Below are 13,708 nucleotides of genomic sequence, written 5' to 3'. Positions count from 1 at the left end.
TGGTGTTTCCTCTCAGTCTTCGACTTCGGGGCGCCAGGAGACGCCATTGACCTGGGAACCACCGTCGGCGAACAGCGTGTCGCCGCTGACATAGCCGCCGCCTTCACTGGCGAGGAATACGGCTACCGGGCCGATGTCCTTCTGGGAATCGCCGAAGCGTCCGGCGGGAACCTGCGACAGAATTGCTTCGGCCATTTCCGGGTTATGCTCGAAGTATTCCTTGGCCGCCGGGCTGGTCGCTGAAGGACAAATGGTGTTGCAGGTAATCCCGTATGGACCCCATTCGACTGCCGCGGTGCGGGTGAGCGCGCGCATCGCTTCCTTGCTGGCGTTGTAAGCCACGGTGAACATATGGGCATTGACGCCGTTCAGCGAACCCATGTTCACGACACGGCCGTACTTCTGCTTCTTCATGGTCGGGAATGCCGCGCGCATAGCCCAGAACACGGCGTAGTAATTAAGCGCGAACGAGCCTTCCATGTCTTCGTCGGTGTGGTTCTCTATCCGCTTGGGGAAGCTGCCGCCCGCGTTGTTGACGAGAATTTCCAGTCGTCCGAAGCGGTCGACCACGGCCTTGACCATCGCGTCCACCTGATCGCGCTGGGTCACGTCGGTCTTTATGAACATCGCTTCCACGCCATAAGTGTCGCGGAGATATGCGCATTCTTCCTCGCCCTGTTCGGCATTGCGCTGGGCAATTGCGATATGCGCACCTGCCTCTGCCATGGCCCGCGCGACGCCCTGGCCTACGCCCTGACCGCCACCGGTGATGAGCGCCACGCGCCCTTCCAGCATCTTGCTCATTCAAACACCTCTCGTTTTGTTTCGCCGCCGGGATCAGCCCGTGCGGTCAGTTTTCCGTTGCCGTTGGATAATCGGTGTAGCCGCGATGGTCGTCGCCATCGCCGGTGTAGAAGTTGGCCTTGTCCGCCCTGGCCAATGGGGCCCCGGTGCGGAAGCGATCCACAAGGTCGGGGTTGGCAATGAACAGATAGCCGAACGACACGGCGTCGGCCTTGCCTTCGGCCAGAACGGCCTTGGCGGTATCCAGCTTCAACCCGTTGTTTTCGATAACCGGTCCGGACCAGTTGGCCTTGACCATGTCGAGGGAATCGAACCCCTCGTTGGGAATGTGGATCAGATGGCAATAGGCCAGGCCCAGACCATCGACCGCCTTCAACAAGGTGCTGTAGGTTTCCCTAGGGTCGGCGTCGTCCATGCCGTTGAGCTTGATGCCGGGGCAGATGCGAAAGCCGACACGGCCGGGGCCGATCGCCCTGGCCAGCGCTTCCAGCGTTTCGACCACGAAGCGAATGCGATTTTCTGCCGGACCGCCGTATTCGTCAGTGCGCTGGTTGCTGTTGGATGACAGGAACTGCATCGGCAGGTAGCCGCTGGCACAGTGCAGCTCCACGCCGTCGATCCCGGCCCTGCGGGCATTTTCAGCCGCCTTGACATATTCCGCGATCACGCCGGGGATTTCATCCGTTTCCAACGCGCGTGGCATTGCCGTGGCCACTGGCACACCGTCGGGACCGGGAATTGGATCGGGGCACGGGATAGCCGAAGGGGCGATGGTTTCCGCCTCCGGGTCCTTGTTAGCCTGCACGGCAGCGCGGCCGACATGCATCAATTGCATGACGATGCTGCCCCCTTCGGCATGAACGGCATCGGCCACTGCGCGCCAGCCTTCCACTTGCTCCTCGCTGTGAATGCCGGGGGTGCGCCAATAGCCTTTGCCCGCGGGTGAGGGCTGGGTGCCTTCCGTAACGATCAGCCCGGCGCCCGCCCGTTGACGATAATATTCCGCCATCACCGGGGTCGGGACGTCGCCGGGCCCCGCGCGGTCGCGCGTCATCGGCGCCATTACCACGCGGTTTGCCAGTTCCAGATCGCCCAGCCTTACAGGCGAGAAGATGTCGTCGCTCACGCTCAGGTCCTGACGCGGGGCTTGGGCAGGGGATGGCCCCGGCGCATCGTTTCAATGAACTTTTCAAGGGGTGCCGGCTCCGCGACGGGCGCATCGTGTGCCTGGCCATCACGGTCCCAGTATTCCTTCCAGCTGGGAAAGAGATCGTGGAAACTACCGTGGTAAGGCTGCTCCCCGGGCCAGCGCATTTTGCGATCGCCGACAGGCGGCTTGTTGAGATCGGTTGCGTACCAGTAGAGCGGCAGGCGACGACGGAAATACCAGCGTCCGTCGATCCGTTCGTACTTGTCGAAGTACATCATCTGCATGATGACCCATTCCGGCCCGCATTCATGCTCGTTCTTCGAATAGACGACGCCCTGCGCATGGTCGGGATCGTCGAAGTCGATAATGTGTCCGCCGATGTGGTGTGACGTGCCATCGAACTGCATGGAATGGGTTTCGTCGAACCAGTCGCGCAGGTCCTTGCGCCCGGATTTGCCGCCGCCCACGCGCACGTCTTCGGGGAACAGGTTCACCCAGGCATCGGAGTCGCGCATGTCGAGCGCCAGAGAATATTTCGCCGCCAGCTGACGAATCGCATCGAGCGATTCAAGCCTGTCTATCCGTTTCAGCAAGTCTTCCGTTGAACTCATTACCCTCTCCATTCCGGAGCGGCGGGACCACGCCCGGCGCCGCTCTCATTGGCTATTCTTGCCCTTGCTCTGCGATTGCTTTGAATGGCGGAATGGCTCAAAGAAGATGGCAATCAGGATCAAGTATGAAGCATCTTTCCATTCCCGCTCCTCGTCTCGCTTCGATTGCCGTTGCACGGGAATTGCTGTGGTATGTCCAGCGGAACGGCGACGACCCCGAAGCACTGGTACGCCGTGCGGGCCTGTCTCATCCGGCGAAGGCATTGCTCGATCCGCTGTGGACGGGCCAGTTGTCACGTCTCGAATTTTCCGCGCTCTATGCCGAGGCGGTATGGGTGCTCGATGCGCATGCCGCGCGGCAGGAGGGGCGGCCACCGCTGACCAAGCCGGAATTCGATCTGTTTTGTCAGTGCCTGATCAGCTGCCGTACCTTGCGTGACGTCATCGGGCGGGCAACGACATTCGAAGCCATGCTCAATCCGCGCATGGGTATGCTGGAACTGGTTCAGGATGGCGATGTGGCGGAATTCCGCATGGCGACCTTTCGCACGATCCGGAACATCAGTTCGTACGTTTCCGACCTGACCGGCCTTTCGACGCACCATCGCCTGTTCAGCTGGCTGATCGGGGAGGATATTCGCCTGCTTGCCGTGGGCTTTCGCTATTCGCCGTTGGTCAGTCGGGAGTGTGCGGCACGTCTGATGCTCCATCCGGTAATCCATAACGCGGCGGAAAACATGTTTCGTTTCCCGGCCCACTTCCTCGAACGGCCGGTTATGCGCACATCGGCCGAACTTGAACGTCTGCTGGAGAGATTTCCGTTCGATCTGGAACAGATCCTTTCCAAGGAAGCTCCGCTGTCCGAACGGGTCCGGGTGGTATTGCACTCTGCGCTGGCGGCAGGGCAGACCTTGCCGACAGGGGCAGCCATTGCCCGTCAATTCCATCTCAGTACGGCCACACTCAAGCGGCGGCTTGCGGAAGAGGGTTTGACGCTGCTCGATATCAAGAACGCTTGCCGGGGTGATCTGGCGAGGGCCCTGCTCGATGATGGTGGGCTGACGGTGGGCGATATTGCTCAACGGGTCGGGTTCAGCGATTCAGCGACATTCAGCCGGGCTTTCCGTCAGTGGACGGGGCATTCGCCCGGAGCATGGCGTGGGCGAACCCGGATGGTGCCGGATATCTCCATTCAGCACTGACTTTGGTAACTGATTTTTGGGGCAGGCCTGGCTTCCTTGCCATGGATGCGCAACACCTTTCCTGTTTGACGACGCATTCAGGGGTTGCGTCGAAAGGCAAACGACCTGACAAGCGGGGCAGATGAAGCGGCCCGCGATGACGAGGCCGAGACTTGGGAATGAGATAGCCGCGTGGGTGCCAGCGAGACTCGAACATGACTGTGGCCAAAAGGCCAGGTTTCGCGCTGGTGGGAGACTGAAATGGACAAGACGATAGAAGCGCTCCATTCGCAACTGGCGCAGGACGGCCCTCCGCTGTTCTTTCCGGACCCGGAAGTGCCGGCGGTTTTCAATTTCGATCAAGGGCTGGCTGCGCCCGAAACTTTCCCGCGCGAGGATTTGCTGCGGATTGCCCGGCTGGTGCTCGACCGGGACGGCGCGGATGCGCTGGATTATTTCGATCCCGACACCGGTTATGAGGAACTGGTGTTCGGATACCGGCGTCTGCGGGAACGGCTCTCGGAACGGATCGCTGCAACGCAGGGACCAGTGCTGGGGGCAGAGGGGATTATCCTCGCCTCCGGGTCGGTCCAGGGCATTGCGCTGGCCGTCAACGGGTTCGTGAACCGGGGGGATGTGGTGTTCGTGGAAGGGGCGTCTTTCCCTTACGCGCTGCGCTACATGGACATGGCCGGGGCAGAGGTACGGGCCGTGCCGGTGGACGATCAGGGCATGGACACTGCCGTGCTCGAACGGATGATCGCAGAAGCTGAGAGCGAAGGGCGAACGGTGAAGATGGTTTACACCATCCCGACGTTTCAGACGCCCACCAACAGCGAAATGTCGCTTCCCCGGCGTAAACATCTGATGGACTTGCTGCGGCGGCATGATTTCATTCTTGTCGAGGATAACGTTTATGGCGACCTGCGTTTTGCGGGGGAGCCATTGCCGACCCTGTTGAGCATGGACGATACCGGGCGGGTCATACAGTGTGGCAGCTTCAGCAAGATCGTGGCCCCGGCACTGCGGATGGGCTGGATGGCGGGGGATCCGCGTGCAATCGCGGCGCTCGCGGCAGTGCGGCAGGATCTCGGCGTCTCGCAGTGGACTGCGCGTATTCTGGCGGAATTCCTGAGTCAGGGTTTGCTCGATCCACATCTGGAACGCGCCAATGCGGTTTACCGGTCCAAGGCAAGAGTGGCGGTTGATGCGGTTCGCGAACATTGCGGCGACTTCGTACGGTTTAGCGAGCCGCAGGGATCTTTCTATCTCTGGCTCGAAATCGACGACAGGATCGATTGGGAACGCGCCGCCACGCTGGCGGCAAAGGAAGGCATCTTCTTCCGCCCCGGTGAACGGTTCACGACGGGGAACGATGACCGGCAGTTTCTGCGGCTCGCCTACAGCCATGTGGGCGAGGATGTCATTGCCAGCGGCATTGCCCGTCTGGGCCAGATTTTGAAGGAATGTGCGTGATGAATGATGGTGCTTTCACTCTTACCTCTGCGCAGCAGCAATTTCTCGATACGGCGCTGACATCCGGTTATTCCGCGTGGTGCGGTGTCACCGTGGAGGAATTGGGGCCCGGTCATGCCCGCCTGGCGTTCCGGCCGCGTGAAGAAATGCTCACGCCGTGGCAGACGCTCAACGGTTCGGTGATGAACAGCATTGTCGAGATACCCTCGTTCGTCGCCCTTGTGACGGAACTGGCCGAGCACGAGTTGCCCGTTACCAGCGACATTTTCATTCAGCATGTCCGTCCGATGCCGGGCGATGCGGATTATGCCCTGGAAGGCAGAGTGCTGCGCAAGGGCAAGTCGATGGCGTGGACGGAGGTTACGGCCTCCGTCGGCGGCAAGGCTGTCACATACGCGCGTATTACGAAAAGTATTGTGGGGCGGAAATAGATCGCACCTCGACGATCGTGGAACGGAACCGAAGGAAGATCGATGGCAAAGCCGATCAATTGCCGCTTGCGCCTGGCGGGGCATCTCGGCCTGCGCAGCCCCGATGGCCCGCTGTTCGCCCACAGCGCCCGTTCGCGTGCGCCGCTTGATCAACTCGATTATCTCGCGGAAACGGGGTTTGCCGGGGCATTCGATGTCTTCCTCAAGCTGCGGTCGGCTGAAGAACAGACGGAGCTTGGTGCGCGAATGGCGGATCTGGGCCTCTCAGCAGGCACATTCAACAACGATCTCGCCCACTGGGATCAGCCGCTATGGAGTCGTGACGATGCAGAGGCGAAAGAACTCATTCGCGCCAGCATAGAGAGCAGTACCGCTGCCGCCGGACGTGTGGGCGGCGGCATGGCGGTCTGTGTGACCGGCATCGATTCCGACTGCCCGAGAGAGACGCAGATCGAAACGATGATCGCCAACCTGCGCGCTGTGGCAACGCTTGCCGGCGATGCGGGCCTGATGCTGATGATCGAACCGGTTGCGCCACAATGGATACCAGGCCTGCTGGTGGACAATCTGGCCGATGGCGCGGCTATTGTCCGTGCGGTGGACAGTCCTGCGGTGCGCCTGCTGTTCGATGTCGGGCATCTCGCCATGATGGGCGAAGAAATCGTACCGGCCATGGTCGCGCATTGGGACATCATTGGCGGCATACAGGTGGCCGATGTGCCCGGGCGAGTGGAGCCGGGCGCGGGCGAGCTCGATTGGGAACCGATATTCAGCGCGATTGCCGATCATGGCTACACCGGATTGGTCGAAATCGAGCTGCTGACCGCAGAGGATAGCGCGGCGGGTGAGGAAAACCTCGTTGCGAACCTGCGGGCGATCGACAAGGCATTGGAGGAAAAATACGCATGACGATTACTCACCAGATGATCGAGACGAACGGCATCAAGCTGCATGTGGCCAGCATGGGTGAAGGGTTGCCGGTGGTGTTCTGTCATGGCTTTCCCGGGCTCTGGTACAGCTGGCGGCATCAGATGGCTCCCGTCGCCGAAGCGGGCTTTCGGGCCATTGCTGTCGATCAGCGAGGCTATGGCCAATCGGATCGGCCAGTGGAGCCGATCGAATACGATGCGAACAAGGTAATGGACGATATGCTCGGCCTGCTCGATGCGCTGGGCGAGGAAAAGGCAGTTTTCGTCGGCCACGACTTCGGTGCGCAGCAGGTTTGCAATCTGGCCGTTCGGCATAGTGACCGGGTGGCCGGGGTCGTCATCATGGCATGTCCGTATGATTTCGATCTGGCGGGCCGGGCCGGGCAGGGCAGTGCAGCCTCTGCCGAAGATCGGGGCATGGAATGGGGCGGCGGAATGCGCCCGAGCGAGGCTTTCGCCCTGGCGGCGAAGGAGCATTTCCTGCACCTCCATTATTTCCAGGCCATTGGCCCGGCCGAGCGGGAACTGGGCGCACAGCCCGCCGAAATCCTCAAGCGGTTGTTCTGGGCGCTGAGCGGCGGCGGCGATTACAAGGATTACGTCAATCATCCGTCCGAAGGGACCGGGTATCTGGACGTTCTGTCGCCTGCGCCCGATTTGCCATGGGACTGGATGAGCGAGGCCGACTTTCAATACTACGTTGATGAATTCACGCGTCTGACGCCGGAGCTGTCATTCATCGGTGGGCTTAATTCTTACCGGATGGCAGATCGCAACTGGGAACTGGGCGAACCGTGGGCGGATGCCGATATCGAAGTGCCTGCGTTGTTCATTTCCGGGGCGGACGATATCGTGCTCAAGATGATTGCGCCTGACGCACTCGATATCATGCGCCGTCGTGTGCCGGATTTGCGCGGTGTGGCGCTGATCGAGGGGGCTGGCCACTTCGTGCAGATGGAGCGTCCGAAAGAAACCACCCGGGCCCTGCTGGATTTCCTCGCCACATTGTAACAGGCGGCTGGGTCAGACCCCGAACCCCGCGGTGATGAAGGCGAGCAGCCTTGCAAGCAATGCTTCGCGGTCATCGGGCGCGCATTGCCCATCGGACAACAGCGCGAGCCGTTCATAATCGGCCGCGCTGTTGTGGTGCAGCACGCCGAGGGTGAAATGGAGCCGCCAGAGGATTTCCTCGCGGCTCACTTCGGGAAGTGCGCTTTCCAGAGCGGTGGCGAAACGCCGCAGATGGCGGACATCGGCGCGGATGATTTCGCGGACTTCGGAAGGGCCCTCGCGGCGGGCACGGTTGAGGTAAGTCAATGCGGTTCGCCGTTCGTCGCTGCTCCACAGCGTTGGCGGTTCGATCAGGGCGCGGAGGATCGTGCGGGCGCTGACGGGTTTTTGCGCCAATGCGGCACGCAACATCGCCTGCCGTTCCCGATTCAACTCTCCTGCGCGGGTGCGAAAGATTTCCAGCAGCAACTCGTGCTTGGAGCGATAGTGATAGTTGATTGCGCCAAGATTGACTCCGGCCCGCGCGGTGATGTCGCGTGAGGATACGGCGTCAAACCCCCGCTCGGCCACAAGTGCTTCCGCCGCAAGGAATATGCGCGTGCGGGCATTTGCCTCCGCAGGCGGGCTGTCCGGCTGGCGGCTGCGTTTTGCCGCTTTGTTTTCATTCATGGCATTCGCCCATCTCGTAGCCCTAGCATTGCCATCAGAGGTTGACACGACTCGGATAAATCTCAAACAAGTGTTTGATACGAGTGTTGGGGATAATAATGAAGGCTGTAATCTGCCGGAGCTTCGCTCCCGTCGAAGAGTTGGATATTGGTGAATTTGCCGCGCCGGAGCCTGGCGCAGGCGATGTGCTGATCGAAGTCAGTGCCGCCGGGGTCAATTTCCCCGACGGCCTGATGGTGCAGGGAAAATATCAGACGAAACCGGACCTGCCCTTCGTCCCGGGCAGCGAACTGGCCGGGATTGTGAAAGCCGTGGGTGCGGACGTGCGTGGAATTACCCCTGGAACCCGCGTCGCGGCTTTCAGCGGCATCGGCGGCTTTGCGGAACTGGCGGCCGTCCCGGCCGCACAGGTTTTCGCTCTGCCTGAAAAGGCTGATGTGGTGACCGCATCCGGCATCCTCATCACCTATGGCACCTCATATCACGCGCTCAAGGACCGGGCCGGGTTGCAGGCTGGCGAGACTTTACTGGTTCTCGGTGCGGCAGGGGGCGTAGGGCTCGCTGCGGTGGAACTGGGCGCGCTGATGGGCGCACGGGTGATCGCCGCCGCATCGACGCCTGAAAAGCTGGCACTGGCGCGCGAATATGGCGCGGCCGAAACGATTGACTATGCAAACGAGGATTTGCGGGGCCGGATAAAGGAACTGACCGGAGGCAAGGGCGTGGATGTCGTCTACGATCCGGTCGGCGGCGATATGACGGTGCCTGCGATCAAGGCGCTGGCCTGGGGCGGGCGGCACCTCGTGATCGGCTTCGCTGCGGGCGACATTCCTCAGATTCCAGCCAATATGCTGCTGCTGAAAAGCGCGGCAGCAGTGGGGGTTTTGTGGGGCAATTCACTGCGTGCGGATCCTGTGCACCACGCCGGGAACATCGCTCAGCTGATGGAGTGGCTGGCCGAAGGAAAGATTTGCCCGGCCATCGATGCGGTATTTCCGTTCGATCAGGCAATCGAAGCAATCAATCATGTCATGGAGCGGCGTGCGCGAGGCAAGGTGATCCTGTCCGTGAAAGCCGAAGGAGAGAATAAATGAGCGAGATGGTCACATTCCGCACGGACGGAGCGATTGCGGAGGCCGTAATCGACAATCCACCAGTCAACGCGACTTCTGCGGGGGTGCGTCAGGGGCTGGCCGATGCGATTGAGCGTTTTGCAGGCGATCCGGCCCTGAAAGTAATGATCGTGCGTTGCGAAGGGCGTACTTTCGTCGCGGGCGCCGACATCAAGGAATTCGGCAAACCAATGGTCGGGCCCAATCTGACCAAGGTTATCGAAATGCTTGACGCTCTCGAAAAGCCGACCGTCGCGGCGGTGCATGGCACGACGCTGGGCGGTGGTTTCGAACTGGCGCTTGCCTGCCATTATCGCATTGCCGATCCGGCCACGCGATTCGGCTTTCCGGAGGTCAAGCTGGGCCTTTTGCCCGGAGCGGGCGGTACGCAACGTACGCCGCGCCTCGCGGGCCTTGCTACCACTATCGACCTTGTCACGACAGGGAAGCAGATCAACGCCAGAAAGGCGTTGGATAGTGGACTGGTCGATCGGATCGCGGAAGGCGATTTGGCAGAGGCGGCCCGGGCCTATGCGAAGGAACTGGCGGAATCGAACGCCCCTGCGCGCAGCGCCGGGACTTTGCCGATGCCTGAGGATGATCCGGCGCTGTTCGAGGAATCCCGCAAGACCATTGCGAGGAAAATGCGTGGCCAGCCAGCGCCGCTACTGGCGCTGGAAGCCATTCGGCTTGGCTATGACATGCCCTTCGCGCAGGCTCTGGAACGCGAATATGCAATGTGCCTGGAGGCGATTTCTTCTCCGGAATCCAAGGCGCTGCGCCATGTGTTCGCGGCGGAGCGCCAAGTGGCGAAGGTACCCGGCCTGGCAGCCGATATCGAACCGCGCAAGGTCGATAAGGCAGGTGTTATCGGTCTGGGAGCCATGGGCCGTGGAATCACCATGGCGATTGCGGGTGCAGGGATCCCGGTGACTGCAGTCGCTCTCGATGAAGAGCATCTTGCTAAGGCGATGGGCGCGATCGAGAAGATGTGGGGTTCGTCGGTCAAGAAAGGCCGGATGAGCCAGGAACAGATGGATCGCCAGATGGCGCTGATTACACGCAGCACCAATCCGGCGGATCTTGCGGACGTCGACCTCGTGATCGAGGCGGTGACCGAAGATATCGACATCAAGAAGGTGGTGTTCGCTGAATTGGGCAAGGTCACCAGACCGGGCGCTATCCTTGCCAGCAACACGTCTTTCCTCAACATCGACACGCTGGCTGATGCTTCGGGCCGTGCCGAGGATGTGTGCGGCATGCACTTCTTCAATCCGGCGCATGTCATGCGGTTGCTGGAAAATGTGCGGACCGCGCGAACCGCCCCCGATGTGGTTGCAACCATCATGAATTTCGGCAAGCGGATCAAGAAGTTGCCGGTTCTTTCGGGCGTATGCGATGGCTTCATCGTCAACCGGATGCTGTCCAAGCGGTCGCGCGAAGGCTTCTTCCTGGTTGAGGAAGGCGCATCGCCGGAGGCGATCGACAAGGTCGTCCTGTCGTTTGGTTTCCCGATGGGGCCCTTTGCCCTGGGCGATCTTGCCGGGCTTGACGTGCAGGCCGCTGCTCGCAAATCGCGCGCGGCTACTGCGTCTGCGCGCGAATTGCGGGCCGACTTCGTGGAACAGATGGTTGCCGCCGGAAACCTGGGGCAGAAAACCGGATCGGGCTGGTACGTCTATGACGAGAACCGGAAGGCCAGCCATAACCCGGAAACGGACAAGATGATCGCGGCCCATGCCGAAAAGCACGGACTGAAGTTGCGCGAGATCGGAGAGGAGGAAATCCTCCAGCGCCTGATCTACGCCATGGTCAACGAAGGGGCAAAAATCCTGGGCGAAGGGGTCGCGCCGCGTCCGCATGAAATCGATGTGGCGATGATCAATGGTCTGGGTTTTCCCGCAACGACCGGAGGGCCGATGTTCTGGGCCGATCAGATCGGCTTGGATAAGGTGCTGGCCACGATTGAGAAATTCCGCGCCGAACAGGGCGACGAGTATTGGACACCTGCGCCGCTGCTGGTTGAGCGGGCGAAAGAAGCGAAGGGGTTTTACGCATGAGCGGCAATATCGGTTTCGACCACAGCCCGCGGACGGCCGACCTGCTGGCGCGGCTGCGTGCCTTCATGGACGAGCATATCTACCCGAACGAGAAGCTCTATTACGAGCAGCTCAACGAGGGAGATCGCTGGGGTCACATCCCCCTGATCGACGAATTGAAGGAGAAAGCGCGCGCAGCCGGGCTGTGGAACCTGTTCCTGCCCGAATCCGAGCTGGGTGCGGGTCTCACCAATCTGGAATATGCCCCGTTGTGTGAAGAAATGGGGCGGGTTCATTTCTCGCCGGTCGTGTTCAACTGTGCCGCGCCTGACACCGGCAACATGGAAACGCTGGAACGGTTCGGCACCGAAGAACACAAGAAGCGGTGGCTGGAACCGTTGCTGGACGGCAAGATCCGTTCCGCCTTCGTGATGACGGAACCCGCCGTGGCATCATCGGACGCGACCAATATCCAAAGCTCGATTGTCCGTGATGGCGACGAATATGTCATCAACGGACGCAAATGGTGGATTTCCGGTATCGGAGAACACAATTGCGAATTGCTCATCTTCATGGGCAAGACCGACCCGACTGCCGAGAAGCACAAGCAGCAATCGATGATCCTGATACCGCGCGATACGCCGGGAATTACGGTGCTGCGCCCGATGAGCGTGTTCGGCTATGACGATGCGCCGCATGGTCACATGGAGATGGTGTTCGACAATGTTCGCGTGCCCGCCTCCAACATGCTGCTGGGCGAAGGCCGCGGGTTCGAAATCGCTCAGGGCCGCCTCGGGCCGGGGCGCATCCATCACTGCATGCGCATGATCGGTATGGCCGAACGTGCCTTGGAAGCGATGTGCAAGCGGGTGAAGGGCCGCGTTGCATTCGGCAAGCCGCTGGCGGAACAGGGCGTGATTATCGAACGCATCGCGGAATCGCGCATTTTGATCGATCAGGCACGACTGCTGACTCTCCACGCTGCGCATCGCATGGACACCGTGGGGAACAAGGCCGCCAAGGCGGAAATCGGAATGATCAAGGTGGCGGCCCCCAATATGGCCTGCCGGGTTATCGACTGGGCGATTCAGGCTCATGGCGCTGCGGGTATCAGCCAGGATTTCTTCCTGGCCGAATACTATGCCCACGCGCGCAAGATCCGTTTCGCCGATGGTCCGGATGAAGTGCACCGGTTCCAGATCGGCCGTCTGGAGCTCGCCAAGCATGGCTGACGAGACGCCCGACCGGTTCCGGCTGGATCTTACGCGCCTGGCTCCCTGGTTGCGTGAACGTTTTCCGGAACTGGCGGGCACTATGGAAGCGCGCAAGTTCGATGGCGGGCAATCCAACCCGACTTACGCGATTCTGGTCGATGGCCACCCACGAATGGTCTTGCGCAAAAAGCCGCCTGGCGTGCTGCTGCCTTCGGCGCACGCAGTGGAGCGCGAATATCGCGTAACGGCCGCTCTTGCCGGGACTGGTGTGCCGGTCGCGAAGCCGCTGGCGCTGTGTGAAGACCCGGAAGTGGTCGGAACGCCGTTCTTCGTCATGGAACATGCCGCAGGCAGAAATTTCTGGGATGCCCGCCTGCCCGGTATGACCCAACGTGACCGTGGGGCGATTTACGCGGAGATGATCCGTGTGCTTGCGACGCTCCATGCGGTCGATCCGGTAGCAGTCGGGTTGAGCGATTTCGGCAAGCCGGGCAACTATTTTGCCCGTCAGGTGGCCCGCTGGACCAGACAATACCGCGCGACCGAGACGCAAACGATTGAAGCGATGGATCGCCTGATCGAATGGCTCCCCGCCAACGATCCAGGGCTGGAGGAAAGCCGGATCGTCCATGGCGATTTTCGCAACGACAACCTGATTTTCCATGCAGAGCGGCCGGAAGTGATTGCTGTACTCGATTGGGAATTGTCGACGCTGGGGCATCCGCTCGCCGACCTGGCTCAGCATGTCATGGCCTGGCGCGTGACGGCCGAGGGATATCGGGGCCTGGCAGATTCCGATTTGCCCGCCTTGGGCATCCCGGAAGAGAATGCATATCTGGGGCTTTACCGGCAGCACACGGGCGGCCCGCCGATAGACCCCGATCATTGGCGTTATGCCCTGGCCTTCGCGATGTTCCGCAATGCCGGCATCCGCCAGGGTGTCTATAAACGTGCCCTTGAAGGGAACGCATCCAGCGATGCAGCCAAGGTTCACGGTGCGAGAGCGGCGGAAATCGCCGCTCTCGGCTGGCGGATCGCCTGCGGAGATGACAATGCTCATCTCCAGGCAGAGTAGCCCGGT

The 13,708-nt window shown here is 61.0% G+C and carries 13 protein-coding genes; 9 read left to right on the top strand and 4 right to left on the bottom strand.

Going from position 1 to position 13,708, the window contains the following annotated elements; all coding sequences use genetic code 11:
* Positions 1 to 12: 12 nt before the first annotated feature.
* Genes MB02_RS02305 through MB02_RS02295 form a run of 3 tightly spaced genes read right to left on the bottom strand, consistent with a single transcriptional unit; the run spans position 13 to position 2,565 of the window.
* Positions 13 to 804, bottom strand: a complete 792-nt coding sequence (locus MB02_RS02305; protein ID WP_067531811.1) for an SDR family NAD(P)-dependent oxidoreductase — start codon at positions 802 to 804, stop codon at positions 13 to 15.
* 46 nt (positions 805 to 850) lie between these two features.
* Positions 851 to 1,930 (bottom strand): alkene reductase, encoded by a 1,080-nt coding sequence (locus MB02_RS02300; protein WP_082825909.1) that lies wholly within the window; start codon positions 1,928 to 1,930, stop codon positions 851 to 853.
* Positions 1,931 to 1,932: 2 nt separating this feature from the next.
* Entirely contained in the window at positions 1,933 to 2,565 is a 633-nt protein-coding gene (locus tag MB02_RS02295; RefSeq protein WP_082825908.1) for a nuclear transport factor 2 family protein, read from the bottom strand.
* Positions 2,566 to 2,690: 125 nt separating this feature from the next.
* On the opposite strand from MB02_RS02295, the gene MB02_RS02290 reads away from it, so the two are divergent.
* The 5 genes from MB02_RS02290 to MB02_RS02270 all read left to right on the top strand — a co-directional run bounded on the left by MB02_RS02290 (position 2,691) and on the right by MB02_RS02270 (position 7,593).
* Positions 2,691 to 3,767 carry a helix-turn-helix transcriptional regulator gene (locus MB02_RS02290; protein WP_067531806.1) on the top strand — a complete coding sequence of 359 codons (1,077 nt, stop codon included), beginning with the start codon at positions 2,691 to 2,693 and terminating at the stop codon, positions 3,765 to 3,767.
* Positions 3,768 to 4,007: 240 nt separating this feature from the next.
* Positions 4,008 to 5,222 (top strand): aminotransferase-like domain-containing protein, encoded by a 1,215-nt coding sequence (locus MB02_RS02285; RefSeq protein ID WP_067531804.1) that lies wholly within the window; start codon positions 4,008 to 4,010, stop codon positions 5,220 to 5,222.
* Complete coding sequence (locus MB02_RS02280; RefSeq protein ID WP_067531802.1) at positions 5,222 to 5,653, top strand: PaaI family thioesterase; 432 nt, start codon at positions 5,222 to 5,224, stop codon at positions 5,651 to 5,653. Before MB02_RS02285 ends, MB02_RS02280 begins: the two co-directional genes overlap by 1 nt.
* Positions 5,654 to 5,695: 42 nt before the next feature.
* A complete protein-coding gene (locus MB02_RS02275; RefSeq protein WP_067531800.1) occupies positions 5,696 to 6,562 on the top strand; it encodes a sugar phosphate isomerase/epimerase family protein in 867 nt (288 codons plus the stop codon).
* Entirely contained in the window at positions 6,559 to 7,593 is a 1,035-nt protein-coding gene (locus MB02_RS02270) for an alpha/beta fold hydrolase (protein WP_067531798.1), read from the top strand. Before MB02_RS02275 ends, MB02_RS02270 begins: the two co-directional genes overlap by 4 nt.
* A 12-nt stretch (positions 7,594 to 7,605) precedes the next feature.
* On the opposite strand, the gene MB02_RS02265 is transcribed toward MB02_RS02270, so the two are convergent.
* On the bottom strand, positions 7,606 to 8,262 hold the full coding sequence (locus tag MB02_RS02265; RefSeq protein WP_067531796.1) for a TetR/AcrR family transcriptional regulator: 657 nt from the start codon (positions 8,260 to 8,262) through the stop codon (positions 7,606 to 7,608).
* A gap of 98 nt (positions 8,263 to 8,360) precedes the next feature.
* On the opposite strand from MB02_RS02265, the gene MB02_RS02260 reads away from it, so the two are divergent.
* The 4 genes from MB02_RS02260 to MB02_RS02245 are packed head-to-tail and all read left to right on the top strand — an operon-like array spanning position 8,361 to position 13,702.
* The gene (locus MB02_RS02260; RefSeq protein ID WP_067531793.1) at positions 8,361 to 9,356 is read left to right on the top strand and encodes an NADPH:quinone oxidoreductase family protein; all 996 of its coding nucleotides are present in this window, start codon (positions 8,361 to 8,363) and stop codon (positions 9,354 to 9,356) included.
* Positions 9,353 to 11,434 (top strand): 3-hydroxyacyl-CoA dehydrogenase NAD-binding domain-containing protein, encoded by a 2,082-nt coding sequence (locus MB02_RS02255; protein ID WP_067531791.1) that lies wholly within the window; start codon positions 9,353 to 9,355, stop codon positions 11,432 to 11,434. The genes MB02_RS02260 and MB02_RS02255 overlap by 4 nt, the downstream gene beginning before the upstream one ends.
* Before the next feature lie 8 nt (positions 11,435 to 11,442).
* A complete protein-coding gene (locus MB02_RS02250) occupies positions 11,443 to 12,645 on the top strand; it encodes an acyl-CoA dehydrogenase family protein (protein ID WP_067532351.1) in 1,203 nt (400 codons plus the stop codon).
* Complete coding sequence (locus tag MB02_RS02245) at positions 12,638 to 13,702, top strand: phosphotransferase family protein (protein ID WP_067531789.1); 1,065 nt, start codon at positions 12,638 to 12,640, stop codon at positions 13,700 to 13,702. Before MB02_RS02250 ends, MB02_RS02245 begins: the two co-directional genes overlap by 8 nt.
* The last annotated feature ends 6 nt before the right edge of the window (positions 13,703 to 13,708 follow it).

This window comes from Croceicoccus estronivorus (assembly GCF_001625325.1).
GTDB lineage: Bacteria > Pseudomonadota > Alphaproteobacteria > Sphingomonadales > Sphingomonadaceae > Caenibius > Caenibius estronivorus.
The sequence above is the reverse complement of the archived record's forward strand: the minus strand, read 5'-3'. Positions and strand labels throughout refer to the sequence as shown.